Annotated in this window: 22 protein-coding genes, 1 pseudogene and 2 other annotated features; of the genes and pseudogenes, 21 read left to right on the plus strand and 2 right to left on the minus strand. The window is 39.5% G+C overall.

All coding sequences use genetic code 11. The features are described 5' to 3' along the window. Positions 1-40 precede the first annotated feature (40 nt). From icd to thrS, 15 genes are all read left to right on the plus strand, one after another. Complete coding sequence (gene icd / locus JOD18_RS09585) at positions 41-1,306, plus strand: NADP-dependent isocitrate dehydrogenase (RefSeq protein WP_204668779.1); 1,266 nt, start codon at positions 41-43, stop codon at positions 1,304-1,306. A gap of 18 nt (positions 1,307-1,324) precedes the next feature. After that, positions 1,325-2,263, plus strand: coding sequence for a malate dehydrogenase (gene mdh / locus JOD18_RS09590; protein WP_204668781.1), 939 nt, complete (start codon positions 1,325-1,327; stop codon positions 2,261-2,263). Positions 2,264-2,648: 385 nt separating this feature from the next. Next, on the plus strand, positions 2,649-3,350 hold the full coding sequence (locus tag JOD18_RS09595; protein WP_204668783.1) for a response regulator transcription factor: 702 nt from the start codon (positions 2,649-2,651) through the stop codon (positions 3,348-3,350). Beyond that, positions 3,347-4,726: a two-component system histidine kinase PnpS gene (gene pnpS / locus JOD18_RS09600; RefSeq protein WP_204668784.1), complete on the plus strand. Its 1,380-nt coding sequence runs from the start codon at positions 3,347-3,349 to the stop codon at positions 4,724-4,726. Before JOD18_RS09595 ends, pnpS begins: the two co-directional genes overlap by 4 nt. Positions 4,727-5,154: 428 nt before the next feature. After that, positions 5,155-7,791 (plus strand): DNA polymerase I, encoded by a 2,637-nt coding sequence (gene polA / locus JOD18_RS09605; protein ID WP_204668786.1) that lies wholly within the window; start codon positions 5,155-5,157, stop codon positions 7,789-7,791. 12 nt (positions 7,792-7,803) lie between these two features. Further along, on the plus strand, positions 7,804-8,634 hold the full coding sequence (gene mutM / locus JOD18_RS09610) for a DNA-formamidopyrimidine glycosylase (protein WP_204668788.1): 831 nt from the start codon (positions 7,804-7,806) through the stop codon (positions 8,632-8,634). Positions 8,635-8,770: 136 nt separating this feature from the next. Continuing rightward, positions 8,771-9,361, plus strand: coding sequence for a sporulation membrane protein YtaF (gene ytaF / locus JOD18_RS09615; protein WP_204668790.1), 591 nt, complete (start codon positions 8,771-8,773; stop codon positions 9,359-9,361). Positions 9,362-9,421: 60 nt separating this feature from the next. Then, positions 9,422-10,024, plus strand: a complete 603-nt coding sequence (gene coaE, locus JOD18_RS09620; RefSeq protein ID WP_204668869.1) for a dephospho-CoA kinase — start codon at positions 9,422-9,424, stop codon at positions 10,022-10,024. Between the two features lie 17 nt (positions 10,025-10,041). After that, positions 10,042-10,407, plus strand: a complete 366-nt coding sequence (gene speD / locus JOD18_RS09625) for an adenosylmethionine decarboxylase (RefSeq protein WP_338029514.1) — start codon at positions 10,042-10,044, stop codon at positions 10,405-10,407. A 107-nt stretch (positions 10,408-10,514) separates the two neighbouring features. Then, entirely contained in the window at positions 10,515-10,904 is a 390-nt protein-coding gene (locus JOD18_RS09630; RefSeq protein ID WP_204668794.1) for a cytosolic protein, read from the plus strand. A gap of 21 nt (positions 10,905-10,925) precedes the next feature. Further along, positions 10,926-11,387 carry a transcriptional regulator NrdR gene (gene nrdR, locus JOD18_RS09635; RefSeq protein ID WP_204668796.1) on the plus strand — a complete coding sequence of 154 codons (462 nt, stop codon included), beginning with the start codon at positions 10,926-10,928 and terminating at the stop codon, positions 11,385-11,387. A gap of 25 nt (positions 11,388-11,412) precedes the next feature. Beyond that, the gene (locus JOD18_RS09640) at positions 11,413-12,777 is read left to right on the plus strand and encodes a replication initiation and membrane attachment family protein (protein WP_204668798.1); all 1,365 of its coding nucleotides are present in this window, start codon (positions 11,413-11,415) and stop codon (positions 12,775-12,777) included. A gap of 11 nt (positions 12,778-12,788) precedes the next feature. Continuing rightward, on the plus strand, positions 12,789-13,718 hold the full coding sequence (gene dnaI, locus JOD18_RS09645) for a primosomal protein DnaI (RefSeq protein ID WP_204668799.1): 930 nt from the start codon (positions 12,789-12,791) through the stop codon (positions 13,716-13,718). A 126-nt stretch (positions 13,719-13,844) separates the two neighbouring features. Beyond that, complete coding sequence (locus tag JOD18_RS09650) at positions 13,845-14,690, plus strand: putative sporulation protein YtxC (RefSeq protein ID WP_204668801.1); 846 nt, start codon at positions 13,845-13,847, stop codon at positions 14,688-14,690. A gap of 44 nt (positions 14,691-14,734) precedes the next feature. After that, positions 14,735-14,963, plus strand: a binding site (T-box leader). A 115-nt stretch (positions 14,964-15,078) separates the two neighbouring features. Then, positions 15,079-17,025: a threonine--tRNA ligase gene (gene thrS, locus JOD18_RS09655; protein ID WP_204668804.1), complete on the plus strand. Its 1,947-nt coding sequence runs from the start codon at positions 15,079-15,081 to the stop codon at positions 17,023-17,025. A gap of 135 nt (positions 17,026-17,160) precedes the next feature. On the opposite strand, the pseudogene JOD18_RS09660 reads toward thrS, so the two are convergent. After that, positions 17,161-17,397 (minus strand): annotated as a pseudogene (locus JOD18_RS09660) (SDR family oxidoreductase); the annotation flags it as partial. 69 nt (positions 17,398-17,466) lie between these two features. Further along, the gene (locus JOD18_RS09665) at positions 17,467-18,675 is read right to left on the minus strand and encodes an MFS transporter (RefSeq protein WP_204668807.1); all 1,209 of its coding nucleotides are present in this window, start codon (positions 18,673-18,675) and stop codon (positions 17,467-17,469) included. 282 nt (positions 18,676-18,957) lie between these two features. On the opposite strand from JOD18_RS09665, the gene JOD18_RS09670 reads away from it, so the two are divergent. The 6 genes from JOD18_RS09670 (at position 18,958) to JOD18_RS09695 (ending at position 22,006) form a co-directional block, all read left to right on the plus strand. Further along, positions 18,958-19,302, plus strand: coding sequence for a hypothetical protein (locus JOD18_RS09670; protein WP_204668809.1), 345 nt, complete (start codon positions 18,958-18,960; stop codon positions 19,300-19,302). 64 nt (positions 19,303-19,366) lie between these two features. Beyond that, positions 19,367-19,496: a sequence feature (ribosomal protein L20 leader region), on the plus strand. Between the two features lie 83 nt (positions 19,497-19,579). Further along, positions 19,580-20,086 (plus strand): translation initiation factor IF-3, encoded by a 507-nt coding sequence (gene infC / locus JOD18_RS09675; protein WP_204668870.1) that lies wholly within the window; start codon positions 19,580-19,582, stop codon positions 20,084-20,086. A 51-nt stretch (positions 20,087-20,137) separates the two neighbouring features. Then, a complete protein-coding gene (rpmI, locus tag JOD18_RS09680) occupies positions 20,138-20,332 on the plus strand; it encodes a 50S ribosomal protein L35 (protein ID WP_204668811.1) in 195 nt (64 codons plus the stop codon). Positions 20,333-20,395: 63 nt separating this feature from the next. Then, positions 20,396-20,752 carry a 50S ribosomal protein L20 gene (rplT, locus tag JOD18_RS09685; RefSeq protein ID WP_204668813.1) on the plus strand — a complete coding sequence of 119 codons (357 nt, stop codon included), beginning with the start codon at positions 20,396-20,398 and terminating at the stop codon, positions 20,750-20,752. A gap of 259 nt (positions 20,753-21,011) precedes the next feature. Continuing rightward, the gene (locus JOD18_RS09690) at positions 21,012-21,758 is read left to right on the plus strand and encodes a DUF3784 domain-containing protein (RefSeq protein ID WP_239588032.1); all 747 of its coding nucleotides are present in this window, start codon (positions 21,012-21,014) and stop codon (positions 21,756-21,758) included. After that, positions 21,755-22,006, plus strand: coding sequence for a DUF1294 domain-containing protein (locus JOD18_RS09695; protein WP_204668815.1), 252 nt, complete (start codon positions 21,755-21,757; stop codon positions 22,004-22,006). The genes JOD18_RS09690 and JOD18_RS09695 overlap by 4 nt, the downstream gene beginning before the upstream one ends. Positions 22,007-22,112: the final 106 nt, after the last annotated feature.

Raw genomic sequence — 22,112 nt, forward strand, 5'->3', positions numbered from 1 at the left:
AATGATTTATAAATAATTTGTAAACTAGGAGGATGTAAAGATGGGAGAAAAAATTACAGTAGAAAATGGTGTCGTACAAACACCTAATAAACCAATTATCCCTTTTATCGAAGGTGACGGTACTGGACCAGATATTTGGGCAGCGTCTAGCCGTGTGTTAGAAGCTGCAGTTGAGAAAGCATACAATGGTGAGAAAGCTATTGAATGGAAAGAAGTACTTGCTGGTGAAAAGGCATTTAACCAAACTGGTGAATGGCTGCCAGAAGAAACATTAGACGCTATTCGCGAGTACAAAATTGCCATTAAAGGCCCTCTTACTACACCAATTGGTGGAGGTATCCGTTCTTTGAACGTTGCTTTACGTCAAAAACTAGATTTATTTACTTGTCTTCGTCCTGTGCGTTGGTTTGAAGGAGTGCCTTCTCCTGTAAAACATCCAGAAGATACAGACATGGTTATCTTCCGTGAGAATACAGAAGACATCTATGCTGGTATTGAATGGCAAGAAGGTACAGATGAAGTGAAGAAAGTGATTGATTTCCTTCAAAATGAAATGGGAGTAACCAATATCCGTTTCCCTGAAACTTCTGGTTTAGGTGTAAAACCTGTATCACAAGAAGGTACAAGCCGTCTTGTGCGTGCTGCAATTGAGTACGCTATTAATGAAGGCCGTAAAAGTGTGACACTAGTTCACAAAGGAAACATCATGAAATTTACAGAAGGTGCCTTCAAGAACTGGGGATATGAATTAGCAGAAAAAGAATACGGCGATAAAGTATTTACTTGGGCAGAATATGATAGAATTGCTGAAGAACAAGGCAGAGAAGCTGCTGACAAAGCACAGTCAGAGGCAGAAGCTGCAGGCCGCATTATTGTAAAAGATGCAATTGCAGATATTTTCCTACAACAAATTCTTACTCGTCCAAAAGAATTTGATGTAGTAGCTACGATGAACCTGAATGGTGACTATATCTCTGATGCCCTTGCTGCACAAGTTGGCGGTATTGGTATTGCACCAGGTGCGAACATCAACTATGAGTCTGGTCACGCTATTTTTGAAGCAACTCATGGTACAGCACCTAAATATGCAGGTTTAGATAAAGTAAACCCATCTTCTGTTATCCTTTCTGGTGTATTAATGCTTGAACACCTTGGCTGGAGAGAAGCTGCTGAACTAGTCCTTAACTCTATGGATAAAACGATTGGTTCTAAAGTGGTAACCTATGATTTCGCTCGTTTAATGGATGGTGCAACAGAGGTGAAAACTTCTGAATTTGCAGATGAATTAATCAAGAACATGGGTTAAGGAGCTGATATTTCGCTCATGGCTAATCAGAGAAAAAAAGTTTCTATCGTAGGCAGTGGTTTTACCGGAGCAACAACCGCACTTATGACCGCACAAAAGGAACTGGCAGATGTCGTCTTGGTAGATATCCCCGCTATGGAAGGCCCGACTAAGGGGAAGGCTTTAGATATGCTGGAAGCTAGCCCCGTACAGGGCTTTGATGCAGCTATCACAGGTACATCAGATTTTTCCGAGACAGCAGATTCTGATATTGTCGTGGTTACAGCCGGCATAGCGCGTAAACCCGGCATGAGTCGTGACGATTTAGTCAGTACTAATGCAGAAATTATGAAATCTATTGCAGCCGATATTGTCAAGTATTCCCCTAATGCCACGGTGATCGTACTTACGAATCCTGTAGACGCAATGACATATACCGTTTTTAAGGAAACAGGATTCAGTAAACAGCGTGTTATCGGGCAATCGGGTGTACTGGATACGGCTCGATTCCGTACCTTTGTAGCACAAGAATTAAACCTATCGGTGAAAGATATCACAGGTTTCGTTTTAGGCGGACATGGGGATGATATGGTACCATTGATTCGTTATTCTTATGCAGGCGGTATCCCAATTGAGACATTAATCAAACCTGATCGACTCCAAGCGATCATTGAGCGTACACGTAAAGGCGGCGGTGAGATTGTCCAGCTTTTAGGTAATGGCAGTGCATACTATGCCCCAGCGGCCTCTATTGTGCAAATGGCTGAAGCTATCCTCAAAGATCAACGCCGTGTGTTGCCAACGATCGCCTATTTGGAAGGAGAATACGGGTATAGTGATCTCTATCTGGGTGTACCGACTATTATCGGAGGCAACGGAGTAGAAGAAGTAATTGAACTGGAGTTAACAGAGGAAGAAAAGCAGCAGCTGGACAAGTCTGTTGATTCTGTCAAACAAGTAATGCAGATCTTATCTTAATAGAAAAGTCACTATCCTTTTATGGGTAGTGACTTTTTATTGAGAAAGGAAGCAAAAGCTAAGCTAGTTCTTCTCTAGGTTTTAATGCACACCACTTAATAATTTAACCAATGTTATAGTTCAACACTTAAAAAGTGAATGAAATAACAGGATAACAGGCAGAATAAGTTATACGCATATACAGAGTCACAACGTTGATCATTAATAAGCTAATCGACTGCATAATTGGACGGCGCAATAGGAGCAAACGCTTTCTGTCAATTGTTAAATCATTGTAAATTTAACATGAATATTTTTTTACATACAGATATAGATGAAGTTGTTCACTTTCCTTTAAGCACCGTGTATGATTGAAGTAAGATAGAGAAAAAAGTGAGGGATAATTATGGGAGAAAAGATATTAATTGTGGATGATGAACAATCTATTGTCACTTTATTGCAATATAATATTGAAAGAGCCGGTTTTGAAACAGACGTAGCATATGATGGTAATGAGGGCTTTACCAAAGCCAGCTCTGGTCAATTTGATTTGATTGTTTTGGATCTAATGCTTCCTGGTATGGAAGGAACAGAAGTGTGTAAAGCACTGCGTCAAAATAAGATCGATACTCCCATCTTAATGCTGACGGCAAAAGGTGATGAGCTGGACCGCATATTGGGGTTGGAACTGGGGGCAGATGATTATTTAACGAAACCATTTAGCCCAAAAGAAGTGGTAGCACGCATTAAGGCTATTTTAAGAAGAACACGTAAACAAGGAGAACAAACTGAAGAAGAGCCATTTATCAAGGTAGCCGATTTAATTGTTTATCCACAGCAGTATGAAGCAACGATTAAGGATCAGACGTTATCATTTACCAGAAAAGAGTTTGAACTATTATATTACTTAGTCAAACATAAAGGACGTGTCCTTTCTCGGGATCAATTATTGAGTGCAGTTTGGAATTATGACTTTGTTGGAGATACCAGAATTGTTGATGTCCATATTAGTCATTTACGTGAGAAGATTGAACCAGATACGAAACGGCCGGTTTATATTAAAACAATCCGAGGTTTAGGTTACAAAATGGAGGAACCTAACGTATGAACATAGAGAAAAAACATACCCTTTTTTTGCGGTATATGGCGATTATAGCCCTGATCTTTATTTTTATAGGAATGATTATCTTACAATTCTCTTCTACCGAAGAAAAATTAATCGTTCTATTTTCTTTAACCATTGGCTATATTATTTTGGCCGTAATGGTGTATAGCATATATGTGAATTACGTTCGGCCGATCCAGTCGATTTTGACGACTGCCAAAGAATTAACCAATCGAAATTACAATGCACGTATATATGTACCCTCTTATGGAGATGCCCAATTGCTAGGGAATGCGGTGAATACGCTGGCACGTCATTTACAAGAGATATCGATTGAACAAAAGGTACAGGCAAGTGAATGGAAAACGGTAATGGATAATATGGAAAGCGGATTGATGTTAATTGATGAAAGAGGTTATGTCCATTTGGTTAACCGAAAGTTTTCTGAGATGTTTGGTTATTCACCAAATGATTGCGTAGGCTACCTGTATTATAACGTATTAACAGATAAAGATATTCATAAAGTCGTGAAAGAAACTTTTCTGTATGAAGAAAAGATGAAGAACAGCATTACTCATATCATGAATGGAGAGACACAATATATCGAAATTGTCGGGGCGCCTGTTATTAATGAGGCGAAAGAGCTGAAAGGGTCTGTACTTGTTTTTTATGATATTACTAAACTTAAGCGTGTGGAGCAGGTACGTAAAGATTTCGTTGCTAATGTATCACATGAGTTAAAGACCCCAATCACTTCGATTAAGGGATTTGCAGAGACCTTATTGGACGAAGAGATTACCGACAAAGAAACACAAAAGCAATTCCTCTCGATTATTTTAAAAGAAAGTTCTCGTTTACAGTCATTGATTCATGATTTATTAGAACTCTCTCAAATTGAGAAAGACGAATTACAGCTGTCAATGAAGTGGATTGAGGCTGAAGAATGGCTCACAACCAGTGTGTCTTTAATTGAACAACAAGCGAACAAAAAGCAATTACAGTTTGAGATCTACTTAGAAGATAAACTGGCTTTTTATGGGGATCCAGATTTATTACAGCAGGTCGTCTTAAATCTAATGTATAATGCCGTCAATTATACGCCAGAACAAGGCAAAGTGACATTAAGGCTCTACCGAGATCAAGATTATACGGTAATAGAAGCAGTTGATACCGGTATTGGTATTCCATCAGAAGCTTTACCGCGCCTGTTCGAACGATTTTATCGCGTGGATCGGGCAAGAAGCCGCAGTACAGGAGGAACTGGTTTAGGGCTGGCTATTGTGAAACACATTGTAGAAGCTCACCACGGCCATATTACGGTGGAGAGTGAGCTTGGTAAAGGTTCCTGTTTTCGAGTGGTCATCCCGGATAAATGGTGAAAGACAAGGTACTCCTTATTCGCCATTTATCCTGCTGATGTAGTACACCTTGTAAGTCTTTGTCATGACATATAGCTCTTATTTGCCTTTTCACCCCCTATGCAGCCGTCAGTTTTCCCCTGGTTTTATTACACCTCTTGAGAAAGTCTCCTGCCTATCTGCAGCCAATACTAAAAAAACTCTGCCAAAACTCATCTATCACCAGCGTGTTTTTTCAACCAATTCGGAAAAACTAAAGAAAATGCATATAGATAGAGATACCTGGTTCTCTAGTTGTTTCCCTCTACTAGGGTATTTACTTTGGTGGACATTTTGTATACATAGCGCTTGTTAAACCGGCTTATCTGTATATGAATGGCCCTGTTGTGCAGCTTATCTCTAAACATGATAGAATAAACTATACAAGAGAACATAAAGGAGACAGGAATATGACCAATAAACTAATCTTAGTGGACGGCAATAGTATTGCTTATCGGGCATTTTTTGCTTTACCTCTTCTAAATAATGATAAGGGTGTCTATACCAATGCCGTTTATGGCTTTACTACGATGCTGCTCAAAGTGTTAGAGCAAGAGAAGCCTACACATATGCTGGTGGCTTTCGATGCGGGAAAAACTACTTTTCGTCATAAAACATATCAAGATTATAAGGGTGGACGTGAAAAGACACCAACTGAATTAAGAGAACAGTTTTCGATTTTGCGTGAATTATTGGATGCCTTCCAAATCAAGCATTATCAGTTAGAAAACTATGAAGCAGACGATATCATTGGTACCGTGTCCAAACAGGCGAATGAAAAAGGGTGGCAAGTAGAAGTTATTTCTGGAGATAAAGATTTACTTCAGCTTGTTTCTGATCATGTTCAAGTCCGCTTAACGAAAAAAGGGATCAGCGATATGATGACTTATACCGAAGAAACTTTACAAGAGGATATGGAAATTACCCCTGATCAGGTCGTTGATTTAAAGGCGTTAATGGGTGATAAATCAGATAATATTCCAGGTGTTCCTGGTGTTGGTCAGAAGACAGCCGTGAAGCTGTTAAAACAGTTTCAAACATTAGAAAATCTCTACGATCATTTGGATGAGGTATCAGGTAAGAAGCTGCAAGAAAAATTAGCAGATAATCGTGATGCTGCATTTATGAGTAAAGAACTGGCGACGATTGATCAAACTTCTCCAATTGAGGTCACTATTGAAGACACCGAATTAACTGATTATAAAGATCAAAAAGTAGAGAAGTTATTTAAAGAACTAGGTTTCCAATCGCTGATTAATCGAGTACAAGGGGAGGAGACTCAAGAAGATACCCAAAAGCTAACAGATATATCGTTTGAGAAAGTGGAAGCAATACGCACAGATATGTTTACTGGCGAAGATGCCTTTGAGATCGAAATCTTGGGTGATAATTATCACACCGAAGAAATGGTAGGAGCAGCCATCAGTAATGAGAAAGGTAACTTCTTTATTCCGATTCATTTGCTGGAAACCTCAGATGTATTTCGTGATTGGGCAGCAGATGCCAGTCAAAAGAAGTATGTCTTTGATGCCAAAAAAATCTTTGTTTTGTTAAAACGGTTGGATATAGATATTGATGGGATTGTGTTTGACACGTTATTAGCGTCTTATCTCATTAATCCCTCCGAGAATAATCACGATATTCCTGCAATTAGTCATCGCATGGGAGAAACGAATATCCATTTTGACGAGGATGTTTATGGGAAAGGGGCTAAAAAAGGATTACCCGAAGAGGAGAGCAGCTGGCAGGAACATATCGTAAGGAAGACACAAATGATTTATCTCCTGAAAGATCAAATGCAACAGGCTTTGACAGATAATAAGCAGCTACCACTTCTGCTTGATCTGGAATTACCGCTTGCGTTGGTGTTAGGAAAGATGGAAGCAACCGGTGTGAAGGTAGATAAGTCACGCTTAACAGAAATGGGTAAGGAATTAACGGAGAAATTAGACCAATTAGAGAAAGATATCTATGAACTAGCTGGCAGGGAATTTAATATTAATTCCCCAAAACAGCTGGGGCCTATTCTGTTCGATGAACTTGGCCTGCCAGCGATTAAAAAGACGAAAACAGGTTATTCAACGGCTGCTGATGTGTTGGAACAACTACAGGGTCAACATGCGATTATTGATAAGCTTTTATTATATCGTCAGTTGAAAAAGTTAGATTCGACTTATATCGCTGGTTTATCGAAGGTGATTCACAAAGATACAAGTAAAATTCATACTCGTTTTAATCAGGCACTGACTCAGACTGGGCGGTTAAGCTCAATTGATCCTAACCTGCAAAACATTCCGATCCGAATTGAAGAAGGAAGGAAAATACGTCAGGCATTTATCCCTTCTAAACCAGGCTGGAAGATCCTTGCCGCCGACTATTCACAGATTGAATTGCGGGTGTTGGCCCATATTGCGAAAGATGAAAGGCTGCAAGCTGCTTTTAAAGAGGACAAAGATATCCATACTCAAACGGCAATGGATGTATTTCATGTAACAGGAGCAGAAGTAACTTCCAATATGAGACGGCAGGCAAAGGCAGTTAACTTCGGCATTGTTTATGGTATTAGTGATTATGGTCTGTCACAAAACTTAGGGATTACTCGTAAAGAGGCTAAGTCATTTATTGATCGTTATCTCACCAGTTATCCTGGTGTACAGACATATATGAAAGACATTGTTCAAGAAGCAAAACAAAATGGCTATGTCACTACGATTATGAACAGACGCCGTTATTTGCCGGATATTACAAGCCGCAATTTTAACCAGCGAAGTTTTGCAGAACGTACGGCGATGAACACCCCAATTCAGGGAAGTGCCGCCGATATTATTAAACGGGCGATGCTGGAATTAGATAAACAATTAGAAAAACATCAATATCAAGCCACATTGCTTTTACAAGTACATGATGAATTAATTCTAGAGGTGCCAGAGGAAGAATTGTCTGCTATTTCAGAGTTGGTTGAAGAAGTGATGAGTGAGGCAGTGGAACTATCTGTTCCATTGAAAGTTGATGTAGATTATGGCGATACGTGGTATGACGCCAAATAAGGAGTTAAAGAAATGCCAGAATTACCAGAGGTAGAAACCATCAGAAAGACATTGAGGGAATTAGTTATCGGAAAAACAATTGATTCGGTGGAAGTACATTGGGCAAAAATTATTCAAGAACCTGATGATATAGTTCAATTTCAGCAATTAGCCCAAGGACAGACCATCCATGATATAAGACGAAAGGGGAAGTTTCTCCTATTTGATCTAGATGAGCATGTGCTGATCTCCCATCTGCGGATGGAAGGAAAATATGGGGTTTTTCCTAATGAAGAGGAAATAGCTTTGCATACACATGTCATCTTCCGTATGACAGATGGGACTGACCTGCGCTATCAAGACGTTCGTAAATTTGGGACAATGCACCTGTACAAGAAAGGGACAGAATTAGAGCAGAAGCCGTTGCTACTCGTAGCTGCCGATCCGTTAGAACCGGAGTTTTCCTATTCACTTTTTAGGGAAAAGGTACAGCGCAGCAACAGGAATATTAAGAATATCCTGCTTGACCAATCGGTGATCGCAGGGTTGGGTAATATTTATGTAGATGAGACACTGTTCTTAGCTGGAATCCATCCGCTGACAAAAGGGGCTCAGCTATCGGATCAACAAATTCTGCTTATTCAAGAAGCGGCGGTCACGACGTTACAGGATGCTGTCAAGCAAGGTGGAACGACGATTCGGTCTTATGTGAATTCACAAGGGCAAATCGGTATGTTCCAGCAGAAGCTGCATGTCTATGGGCAAAATAACAAGGCTTGCACAGCATGCGGCGATATGATTATGAAGATCAAAGTAGGCGGCAGGGGCACACATTATTGCCCAAGCTGCCAGCCTATCTTATGATGAATAGAAGCAAGTATAAGCCTATATAAGATCCAAAAGTAGAAACCCCCAGTGACGAAAATAATTGGGCGAACGTCTGTCATTCTTTCTCCATATACTATGGCTAAACAGTCTGTTAAAGGAGAATGGGTAACAGATGATGCTTCTATTACTTATTATGGCAATTAGCATGGATAGTTTTTTTGTGGCGTTTACGTATGGATTACGGGGGATAGCACTGCCAGTTAAGGAATGGTTGAAAATATCACTGACTGTTACGGTGGTTTTTATGATTTCTATGTTTGCCGGAACGGTGCTATCCACCTTTATTTCTGTACGCTATACAGAAATAGCCGGAGGAGTTATTCTCATTGTGGTAGGGTTATTTCTGTTTTTTTCACTGATAGGAGAGGGAAAGAGCAAGGCTGCACCTCCTATTTTTATCAGTATTCTCAAAAAGCCAATGACGGCAGATATCGATAAGTCTGGTAATATTAATGGGGTCGAATCTATTTTTATCGGTATTGCCTTATCGTTAGATTCGTTCGGTGCAGGGATTGGTATTTATTTATTGGGTGCCTCTCCATGGACGACACCATTGATTGTCTTTACGGTAACGGTAGGATGTTTGCTTGGAGGTATTAAGTTAGGGCAGTGTTTTTCCAGCAGTCGTTTATTGAAACGTCTGTCATTTCTGCCGAGCTGCTTATTGATTTTGATTGGAATTTGGAAAGTGGTACTTGTTTAATCAGGAATTTCAGTAGGTAGATCATACCTACTGCTGTGGGACAAGCTAGGAAAAGAGGTGATCGAAGTGATTATAGGTTTAACAGGAAATATTGCAACAGGTAAATCAACCGTCAGCAAGATGTTGATCGAAAACTATCATATCCCTGTGATTGATGCCGATATAATCGCTAGAGAGGTAGTTGAGCCTGGTGAACCAGCACTCCGCAAGATTGTTCAGATATTTGGGCAGGAAGTCTTACAATCTGATGGCAGTCTGGATCGAGCACAGCTGGGCTCAATTATTTTTGCTGATAAATCTAAACGTCAGCAGCTGAATGCGATTGTACACCCGGCTGTTCGAGAGCGTATGGAGGAAAAGAAGACAGCCTTGCAAGCGGATGGATATACTACTATTGTGTTAGATATCCCGCTATTATTTGAAAATAATTTGACCTATTTAGTAGATCGTACGATGGTTGTGTCGACAACTAAAGAAGTCCAAAAACAACGGCTGATGGAGCGAAATCAACTGTCAGAGGAAGAAGCAGAACAGCGAATGAACAGTCAAATGGATCTCGAACAGAAAAAGCAGCTGGCAGATTGTGTAATTGATAACAGCGGCACGATTGCAGAAACATGGGATCAGCTGGCCGCTGTTCTGCAAGATTGGGAGATAACATAGGAAGAGGAGAGATAGCTGTGGATACATTGGGAAGGCATGTGATTGCGGATTTATGGGAATGTAATGTGGATATATTAAATGATTTGGAACAGTTAGAGAAAATCTTTGTCAATGCAGCTCTGCATGCAGGAGCGGAAGTCCGGGAGGTTGCGTTTCATCAATTTGCCCCATTAGGGGTGAGCGGTGTCGTTATCATTTCGGAATCACATGTAACGGTACATAGCTTCCCAGAGCACGGCTATGCAAGTATTGATGTCTATACTTGCGGCAATCAAATAGATCCACACCAAATCGTAGAGAGGCTGAAGGAGTCCTTAGAGCCGAAACAGGTTTCAAAACAAGAATTACAAAGAGGAGTAAGAACAGCCACAACGCTCCGTTAAAATTGTATTCACTTCTTTGCTCCCATTTTTTCTTTTAATCGTTTTCTTTTTCAAAACGTGTTACAATATAGAGTAAATAAAATATACATATCGGGGTGTTTGCGTAAATGGGATTTAAAGAGACGTTAAATAAGAATTTTAATAATCATTCGGAAACAAGAGATAAGCATTGGGATCCAGCTTTACAAACACATTATTTTAAAACAACAAAGGATAAAGCCTTTGATAAACTGGAGCCATTGTTTAATAATATGAAGGAATGCCAAGTTGTTGGTGTTTCTAAAGATCACGGAGAAATCAGCTTTAACTATAAGGCAGGCCGAAAAGTATTTGTGATTATGACCATTATTATGGTAAAGCCATATCGTACAGCAATCGATATTTCGGCGACTACAGAGTCGGCTATACCATTTGATTTTGGCTACAGCCATAGGTTGATTCCTAAGCTGTATGATACCATTAAGAAAGAATTAGATTTCGTAGGAACGACAGAATAAAAGGAATGAAGGTGATGGTTTGTGCGATGTCCTCATTGTCACTATAAGAATACGAAAGTGTTAGACTCAAGGCCAATAGAAGAAGGTCGCACGATACGACGCCGCAGAGAATGTGAAGAGTGTCAATTTCGGTTTACCACTTTTGAAAGAATTGAAGAGGTTCCTTTAATTGTGGTTAAGAAAGAAGGAACACGTGAAGAATATAGCAGAGATAAGCTCTTGCGAGGGCTTATTAGGGCTTGTGAAAAGCGTCCAGTGGCGCTCGAACAATTAGAGAATATTGCCCTTGAAATTGAAAAGGAATTAAGGAATCGTGGTACATCTGAAGTCAAAAGTGATGAAATTGGCGAGATGGTCATGGATCGATTGGTTTCTGTTGATGAGGTAGCTTATGTTCGTTTTGCTTCCGTATATCGGCAGTTTAAGGATGTCAGTGTGTTTTTGGATGAATTAAAGGATTTAATCCGTACAGATAAGAAATAAGGCTAGCAAAGAGGGGACTATGTATATGCAACTAGGAGATATCGGGAAAATTCTGCCATCAGAGTTATATATAGTCGAACTGTCTAATGATCTTCCCTTATCATACAGCCATTCATTAACACACTTATATCAGCCTTTAATTGGAATGGAGGCCCTATCTCTATATCAGACACTGTATACGGAATCTTCCTTGGCAGAGAATTATCAAACCCATCATTTGTTAATGACATACCTAGCTTTGCCATTAGATCGAATTTATCGAGCTCGTCGAAAATTGGAAGCTATTGGACTCCTGCAGACGTTTGAACATGAGTATCAAGGTCAGAAGGCCTTTCATTATGTTTTACATCCGCCACTTTCACCAGAACGTTTTTTGACCGATCATTTTCTAAGTCATTTGCTATACCATCAGCTGGGCAGTGAGAAGTATAAGAAGGTGAAACAGGCCCTTGGCAAACAAATCCAAACAGTAAATGAGAAAGAGACAACCGCCAAGTTTGAAGAAGTGTTCCGAATGGCTGGCCCATCTGCTGCTTCTACCTCTGCCGAAAGAGAGCAGCAGGAAGAGGAAGCATCCATTCCGATGGAGAGCAAGGTAGATTTTGAATGGCTGGAGCAGGTGTTAAGACAGCGAATGCTTCCAGTGGATCAAATTTTAACGACTCAGCATAAAAAATTGATTAATCAGATGTATGTGGCTTATGACCTTCATAATCAAGATATGGAGAAGGCTTTGATCTGGTCGATTAATGAGGAGAACGAGCTTCAGACTGACCAGTTTAAGCAGGCCTGTATGGATCTTGTTCATCATGCTGCCCCTCATGCAGCCAAGATAACAGACCAAGAGAAAGTGGCTCCGTCTGCTGCTAAGCCGAAACTTCAGACCAAAGAGGAACAATTTATTGATATGCTGGAGCATATTTCACCTAAGAAATTGTTAGAAGATTTATCAGATGGTGGTCAAGCTACACAACATGATTTACGGATTATTAGTGATGTGATGACTAGTCAAGGGTTAAATCCGGGTGTTATGAATGTGCTAATTCACTATGTACTATTAAAGACAGACATGAAATTATCGAAAAATTATTTAGAAACCATTGCCAGTCACTGGGCCCGGAAAAATGTGAAAACGGTGCGTCAAGCAATGACTTTGGCCAAATCGGAAAATAAGAAATATCAGCAGTGGTCAACCAATACAAGAAACAATCAGCGTTATAACGCTAAAAGTAACAGGAAAGATATAGTGCCTGATTGGTATAAGAAGCAGAAAGAAGAACAAGAACAACAAACCAAACAGGCGTTGAGTGATGAAGATAAAGAACGAATTGCCAAGGAAGCAGATGAGATGTTAGCGAAATATTTGGCGCAACAAGCTAACCAAGAATAAAGGTGATAATCATGGAACCTATCCAATCCGCCATGAACAGATGGATGAATGAAAACAAAAAGGTAAAAGATCAATTTACAGCTCTGCGTAACCAGGTGCTAAATGACCCGGAAATTAAAGAATTGTTGAGTGAGAATGTCGAGATTGATGAAACGGACATCAATCGACATCTGATGAAATTATATGAATACCAGCAAGCGTCTAAGAATTGTAAAGATTGTCCGAATTTAGATGGCTGCATTAATATCCTCAAGGGATATACACCACATTTAGATGCGGCTGGCAGTGATATTTCACTGAGGTATGAGAAATGTCCTAATAAACGGCAAGAGGAAGAGCAAACGCAGAAAGAATCACTTGTTCGCAGTTTGTATATTCCGAAGCAGATTAAACAGGCTAAATTGTCAGATATGGACTTTTCCTCCTTTGAACGTAAGGATATAATGAAGCATATTATTTCCTTTGTGCAGGCGGCTTCTCAGGGGACTTATCAGCCGGGCTTGTATATCCACGGTCCGTTCGGAACCGGCAAATCGTATATTTTAGGTGTGGTAGCCAATGAATTAAAGCAGCATAATGTCCGAACAGACTTGATTTATATGCCGGAATTCGTGCGGGAGATAAAGGCCTCGATTGGAGATTCTAGCCTGCAGTCTAAGATTGAGCGCTTTAAACAAGTGCCTGTCTTGATGTTTGATGATATTGGAGCCGAATCGATTTCACCATGGTTTCGTGATGAGGTATTAGGGGCGATCTTACAGTACCGTATGATGGAAGAACTGCCTGTCTTTTTTTCCTCCAATTATAATTTACAACAATTAGAGGAACATCTAGCTACTAGCAACCGGGGTGATGTGGAGACCATTAAGGCTGGACGGATTATGGAACGGATTAACCAGCTTAGCCAGCCGCTTGAGTTAAAACAGCGTTACCGTAAATAAAAGGTGAAGCTGCCTAGAAAAAGCGCATATTGCAATAACTTCTGTCTAATCGAAGGACAGAAGTTATTTTTTTACCTTTCCGCCCATATAATATACCAGTTTGAAGGTGATAAGGGTGATGAGAGAATGGTATTTGAGGTCAATTTCTTAGAAGAGCAAGAGGCCGCTTTGTTTTATCGGCTTGTAAAAGAAGCAGACCAGTGGACAGCTTTACGCAAACGAAATAAAAAGAATACGATAAGGGCTGTGCCAGCCGCTGAAATGGAAGGAGAGGATCAAAGAAATCTTATTGCTCGATTATTAACTCAGGTATTCATTGAATGTCGGGAGATGGGCATGATTCAGCATGTACTTCAAAAAAAGTATCATTTTTCAATGGAGGCAGAGATAGATAAAATCACGTCGATAGCTGTCTCGTTATTGGAAAAGGATGAAGCCTTTTATGAGGATAAAGTTCACCGTCATGAATTGCGTGATTCGTTAACAGCTATTTTTCAACTACAGGTTAATCAAGAAAAAATCCTGTTTGATTCGATTGTTCAGTTTCGATTATATTACTATTATGAACAGCTGACAGATTTAGTAGGACTTGCCATTGATGAATTTAAACGAGAAGAGGAGTATCAGGACTTTATTCAGTCGATTCGGGATTTTATCAGCAGAAAGATCCCGGAGGTAGAGGCAGTCCATGTGTTGCAAGGGGAGCAGTTTCAAATTTATCAAGATAATGGAGAGAGATACACTCGTGAGGATTTTCAACAGCTGCAATCATTATTTCCCTTATTTATTTTTGGTTTGGAACAGGAGGAATGGGATATTTCGCCATTAATTATGCTTAGCCCGAATCAAATCTTTATTTATGGTGAAGACCCTTATGAACCGCGTACACATACCATTATGAATATCTTCCAGGAAAAGACCTCATTCTATGACAGGGAGTATTTCCCTTTTCCATTGGTGAAAGATTCTTGATTTTTTTCACCATTCTAGCTATAATATATGTTATGATTAATACATCAATGGCAACGAAGAGGACAAGATAGGTTGTATGGCATATGAAAAGAGAAGGAAGTACCCGCTGAAAGCTTCCTATATGACCGCAGTCTATTACCACCTCGGAGCACTGTTAAGGAACGTGAACTAACTAGTATTTAGCAGCGACTGATCATCGTTATCGATTATTCAATGAGCTGTACATAGTACAGGAATTTGGGTGGAACCACGGGTTATACACTCGTCCCATTACACACGCGTATTGGGATGGGTGTTTTTTGTTTGTATGAAAAACAGCGGCACCTGTCCTAGCGAGAATTTTTCTTTGTTTAACTAATTTGAAATGAAAAGAAGGAGTGTCTTAAAGATGAGTCAAATTCATATTACATTTCCAGATGGAACAATCAAGGCCTTTGATCAAGGTACCACTGGTGAAGACATCGCTGCTTCTATCTCGCCGGGATTGAAGAAGCAGGCGTTAGCAGTAAAAATAGATGGAGAATTATATGATTTACGCACCCCGTTAGAAATCGATGGTGCGATAGAGATTATTACACCTAAAACAGAGGAAGGCTTGGATATATTACGCCACTCTACTGCTCACTTAATGGCACAGGCGATTAAACGCTTGTATGACAATGTCCAATTAGGTGTAGGGCCTACCATTGAAAATGGCTTTTACTATGATATCGATATGGAAGAAAGCCTTACACCAGAAGATTTACCACGTATTGAAAAGGAAATGAAACGTATTGTTGATGAGAATTTAGAAGTAGTCAGGGAAGAAGTTACTCGTGCGGAGGCAAGGGCTTTATTTGAAGAGATTGGCGACCACTTGAAATTAGAATTGTTGGATGCCATTCCCGAAGATGAAAAAGTGACTATTTACCGTCAAGGTGAATTCTTCGATCTTTGCCGCGGGGTACATGTTCCACAGACAAGCAAGATTAAGATCTTTAAGTTATTGAGCATCTCTGGCGCTTATTGGCGCGGGGACAGCAATAATAAAATGCTGCAGCGTATTTATGGAACTGCTTTTGAAAAGCAAGCCCAATTAGATGAATACTTGCGGATGCGGGAGGAAGCGAAAGAACGCGACCACCGTAAACTTGGAAAAGAACTGGGGATTTTTACTGTATCCCAGAAAGTTGGGCAAGGATTACCGTTATGGCTTCCGAAGGGGGCAACTGTACGCCGTATTATTGAACGCTATATTGTAGATTTAGAGGAACGATTAGGCTATGATCATGTTTATACACCAATATTGGGCAGCAAGGAATTATATGTGACCAGCGGACACTGGGAACATTACAGTGAAGATAACTTTCCGCCAATGAAAATGGATAATGAAGAATTAATTCTTCGTCCAATGAACTGTCCGCACCATATGATGATCTATAAAAATGAATTGCACAGCTATCGTAACCTGCCTGTCCGTATTGCGGAGCTGGGTATGATGCATCGCCATGAGATGTCAGGTGCCTTGGCCGGTCTGCAGCGTGTTCGTGCGATGACACTTAATGATGCCCATATCTTTGTACGCCCAGATCAATTGAAAGAAGAATTTATTCGTGTTGTACAACTTGTGGAACACGTTTACAAGGACTTTGGTATTGATGAATACTATTTCCGCCTATCTTATCGTGATCCAAAGGATACAGAGAAATATATCGATAATGATGAAATGTGGGAAAAGGCGCAAGGCCTATTGAAAGAAACGATGGACGATATGAATTTAGAATATGTGGAAGCAGAAGGAGAGGCTGCCTTTTATGGTCCAAAGTTGGATGTGCAGGTGAAGACAGCACTTGGTAAAGATGAAACACTTTCCACTGTTCAGCTTGATTTTAACTCACCAGAGAAGTTTGATCTGACTTATATCGGTGAAGATGGTAAAGAGCATCGGCCAGTGGTTATCCACCGCGGTGTTGTATCTACTATGGAACGCTTTGTTGCTTTCTTATTGGAAGAATACAAAGGAGCCTTCCCAACATGGCTGGCACCAATTCAAGCACGTATTATCCCAGTTTCAGCAGAAGCTCATGCTGATTATGCCAAAGAGGTAGAAGCTCAATTACGTGAAGCAGGGGTAAGAGTTGAAGTGGATCATCGTGATGAGAAAATCGGCTACAAGATCCGTGAAGCCCAGACAGCCAAAATTCCATTTGCCTTAGTTGTAGGAGATAAAGAAATGGAAAGCCAAGCCGTTAATGTGCGTCGTTATGGAGAACAAAATTCAGAAACTATGCCATTAAATGACTTCCAAGCGTTGATTACCGACGAGATTCAAAATAAAGTATTGCGTAAAAAGTAAAGGAAAATTCCGCTGTGTCGTTATAAGATACAGCGGAATTTTAGTTATATTTGGTTTGAGGAAAATATCATAGAACTAAGTATGTTGGTTCTCACTCATTGCTTAAAAAAATTAAGATAGGTACAGTTATTATTATTACAGCTTTGCACCGCCGGTAACATCCAAATGATGTCCAGTAACGAAGTCTGCCTTGCTGTTGACAAGATAAGAGACAGCACCGGCCACTTCTTCTGGTTTTCCTTCCCTCTGCAAGGCACTCATCTCTTGTGCATTTTTTTGACCCTCAGGTGTGTGCAGCCAGTGTGCCGTAGAATCTGTATCTATAATTCCAGGCATAACGGAATTCACAGTGATATTGCGAGAACCTAGCGCCTGTGCTAATGTTCATAAAAGAAACATAGAAGTATGCGGCTGTTTCGTTCGGGTACATATTTTTATATTCTATAAGGAATGTTTCTCTGTCATGACCATTTTGAATGGTTCCTGTTTCAACTGAAAGCTTGCAAATACAATACAAATAATAACTGGTAACAGTAGAGTTAAGTAAACCATGTTAGCTCCGTAAGTGGTAGCTATCCAACCAAGAATAGGTGCACTTACTACAACAGAACCCTGATTACAAACCATCCTGAAACTAGCCATTCTTCCATGATAGTTAGACGCTGTCACCATTTGTTGTACAGCTTGAAGTAACACTCTAATCCATGTAGTGCCAAGTCCAATTAAGAATACACCTAAAAATGCGAGAAAGATACTTGAAGCTTTGCCAGCTATTAAAAGACCAACTAATACTAAACAAAGTGAGTATAGAGCAACATACTGTTTACTTCGTTTCCACCACCATGTTCCTAATATGCCAGCTGTTACACCACCAATTGAAATGGTTGCGTCTAATAAACCATAAATGGTTGCAGAAGCAAGCAGATAATCAACAGTGTAAACAGACAGGAAACCTAAGCTTGAGTGAAAAACAAGCTGTCCGGTAAACATCAGAATAAACAGCCCAATTAAATAACGATTTCTTTGAACATAGACAAAACCATCCAATAAATCAGTAATAACAGATTTACGTTCATGGTGATTTTTCCTTAGCTTTCTCTCATATTTAATTTGTAATACCGCGATGAAAGCAATGATATAACTAATGATTACTAAACTTAATGTGCCTATCTCTGAAGTAACACTTACTATCATTCCACCTGTGGCAGCACCTAACAGCCCGCCCACAATGGAGGCCGATGAAGAACGCGAAAACAATTTTGGCAGTTGTTCTTTATCAAAGCATTCGGCAATTAGTGCTTGAAAGGCCGGACGAAATAATGATCCTGCTGCTTGTAAGAGCATATGCGCTACAATGATGTACCATGGTTCGATTTGGTTAAATAGGAATAAAAGGAGTAAACTTGCCATCACTATCATACTGGAACCTGTTGCTAGAATAACGAGGACTTTCCGATCCCATCGATCAACTAAGACACCAAAGAATAAATTTAATCCAAGTGAAGGCAGAAATCCAAACCCAACTAAAAGTCCTGTATACAGCGAATCATTGGTGATTTGATATAATAGCCAAGTGATAATCACAAAATACATGGTTCCAGCAAATTGTGAAAAGAAAAATGCCAGCATAATCCATTTGCTTGTACGCAATATACCACTCTCCCCTCTGGTATATATTTTAGTATACACTATCTTTGACACTATAAATAACACAGGGCATGTAGCGGGCTTAGATTAATTGAAAAAAATCTGACTTCTGCATTTTATACAGAAAAATAGCGTTTATCTTTTTTTACAGTAAAATGAAATTACATTAGGAAGGATGGTTACATTGAAGTCATTCTTACGTTTGAATGTGGTGAGTATGTTATACGCTATATTATTATTTATTCCCATGAATTGCTGGTCAACATCCACAGAATAAGCAGTTTAATGGCTTGGGATGACAGAGAAGCATATATATCTTTAATCATTTCTTCCATTACTGTTATCGTAATAAGCACGATCTTAATATTGATTTTAACATATAGATGGTTCAAACAAGGTTATATCAAGTTTTGGACTATCCTTCTTTGGCTGCCTTATTTTATATTATTTATCTATATAACAGCAAACTTATTTCCGATGACAAACCCAGGGGAAATCCCCAGTCCAGGAATGGGTCTCCTGTTAATTCCTTTTATTTTATTCTTTCCTGCCTATGTCTTTGCTGTTAACATGGCAGTGATTCCGCTGGCACATTGGACATATAGAAAGAAAAAAGCACAGGGTGTTTAAAAAAGGTTGACAAGAAAGTATCTGCATGATAAGCTAGTTTAGGTAAATTAAATATGATCACTAAAGAGACAAGTAGAAGCGCCCGCTTCTCACCTGATTGACGCTTGAGCAGTTGACAGGTATCAGATCCGAGCATTTAGTAATGAAATGAGGACGTGTGGGTGCAGTATGTGTACCGACGCTTTTTTTATGGAAAAATGGAACTTGTCTAGTGACATTGATCATGTTTCATTACGTTTTTATTATATTTCGGAGGTGGCTGATTATTAGCAAAGATATGAACGTCAATGAGAATATTCGTGCACGTGAAGTTCGTCTCATTGATTCTAACGGGGATCAATTAGGGGTAAAATCTCGTCAAGAAGCTTTAGACATTGCTCAAACAAGAAACCTTGATTTAGTGATGGTGGCGCCAAAGGCAAAACCGCCAGTGTGTCGTATCATGGATTATGGTAAATATCGCTTTGAGCAGCAAAAGAAAGAAAAAGAAGCACGCAAGAAACAAAAAATTATTAATGTGAAAGAAGTGCGTTTAAGCCCAAGTATTGAAGAACATGATTTCAATACAAAGCTTCGTAATGCACGAAAATTCCTGGAAAAAGGTGACAAAGTAAAAGTCTCTATTCGTTTCCGTGGACGTGCCATTATGCACAAGGAGCTAGGTCAAAAAGTGCTAGAGCGTATGGCCGAAGCATGTAAAGATATTTCTACAGTGGAGCAAAAGGCGAAGATGGAAGGGCGCAGTATGTTCCTTATGCTTGCACCTGTAACCGAAAAAAAATAACTCGCTATTAGCGTTAGTTAAATAGATTTTAGTTTCAAGGAGGAAGTTATCATGCCAAAAATGAAAACACATAGCGGTACAGCTAAAAGAATGAAAAGAACAGCTTCTGGGAAGTTAAAACGTTCCCATGCCTATACAAGCCATATGTTCGCAAACAAGTCTCAAAAGCAGAAGCGTAAATTACGTAAAGCAGCGATCATCTCTGCAGGAGACTACAAACGTATTAAACAAATGCTGCCTAAATAAGGTGCATTATTAACAACAGACCATTTACAACAGATTCGTTGATTTATATAGGAGGGGTTTAACATGGCACGTGTTAAAGGTGGAACAGTTACACGTAAGCGTCGTAAACGTATATTAAAGTTAGCTAAAGGATATTATGGTTCGAAACATGCGCTGTTTAAAACAGCTAAACAACAAGTAATGAAATCAGGTCAGTATGCATATCGTGACCGTCGTCAGAAAAAACGTGATTTCCGTAAATTATGGATCGCACGTATTAATGCAGCTGCTCGTTTGAATGATCTTTCTTACAGCCGCTTCATGCATGGTTTAAAACTTGCGAATGTAGAAGTTAACCGTAAAATGCTAGCAGATTTAGCCATTAACGACGAAAAAGCATTTGCTCAATTAGCAGAACAAGCAAAAGCAGCTTTAAAATAATAGCTGAAAAGGATAGCCTCATAACTAGGGCTATCTTTTTTTCTTGTACATAGAAGACAGAAACGGAATAAGCTTAAACAGTAACATTCCATGCTGTAGAGGCAAAAGTTTGTGAACAGGGCTCTCTGGATAGATTCTAATGGACAGAAAAGCGAAAAGGCAAGCTCCTTAGTCCATAAGAATCGATCTAAAGCGGAAATGAAACCCAACCGTATTCTTAATCGTATAATAAGGAACAGAAAGAAAGCGGGGGAGTATGATGGATAAAGGCCAAATTATCTTTATTATTTTAATGGGGTGGGGTGTGCTCATTTATGGAGGACTTACCTTTTTAGTTGCCAAGAAAAAGGAACTTTCCTTAATTAATGGTTTTTCTAACCGATCAGAAGAAGAACAGAAATACTTGATTGAGAATGGTTATGTAGAGGCATTAGGTAAATTGTTAACATATAGCTTTTTCTTGTTTTTAATTAGCTATATATTAGGCATATTCCAAGTTCCATATGGCCTTTCTGTTGGCTTGGGATTGTTTCTATTAGTAGTATTGATCGGAATCGTTTGGATCAATCGCTATGAAGTGCCTGCTAAACGTAAGAAAAACTATTGGATAACGGGCAGTATATCGTTGGCTACTCTCCTATTTACTGGTGGAGTATTTGGTTATGGCTATGTAACTACAGATATCACGCTAGATGATCAAGGGATCCAAATAGATGGAATGTATGGAGAGCAACTTAGCTGGGATGAAGTCCATGCAGCAGAGGTATCTGATCAGCCTCCTACTGTTACGGTTAAGACAAATGGTTTTGCTATGACTAATCATTTAAAGGGCAGGTTCCTAGTTGAAGAATTTGATTCAACGGTTACCTTATTTATTAGCGGAGATCAGGCACCATATATTTATTTGGAAACAGAGAAGGGTACGATTATTTTTAACCGATCATCAGAGCATGAGGCAGAAGCGATCTATCAAGCAATAATGAACCATAAGGATGGCGAAACATGATTATATATTTAGCATTAATTAATTATATTGCATTTTTTATGATGAAAAGAGACAAACGAAATGCACAAAAACAAAAAAGACGTATACCAGAAAAAAACTTGTGGCTTGTTGCACTGATTGGCGGTGCATTTGGTGCAACCTTAGCCATGTTTCAATTCAGGCATAAGACGAAACATGTGCAGTTTCGCATCGGCTTACCGTTGTTAACTATCTTGCAAATAGGATTGATTATTTACTTTTTTAAATGAAGGGTAACGAGTGTCTTTCTTGGCTAGAAGTTATCCCATCTAAGATGAGCAGACAAGCATCATGTGGTATAATAGCTTCTCCCTCCTCATAGAATAAAGGGAAGGG

The sequence above is a fragment of the Gracilibacillus alcaliphilus genome, from assembly GCF_016909015.1.
Classification (GTDB): Bacteria; Bacillota; Bacilli; order Bacillales; family Amphibacillaceae; genus Gracilibacillus; species Gracilibacillus alcaliphilus.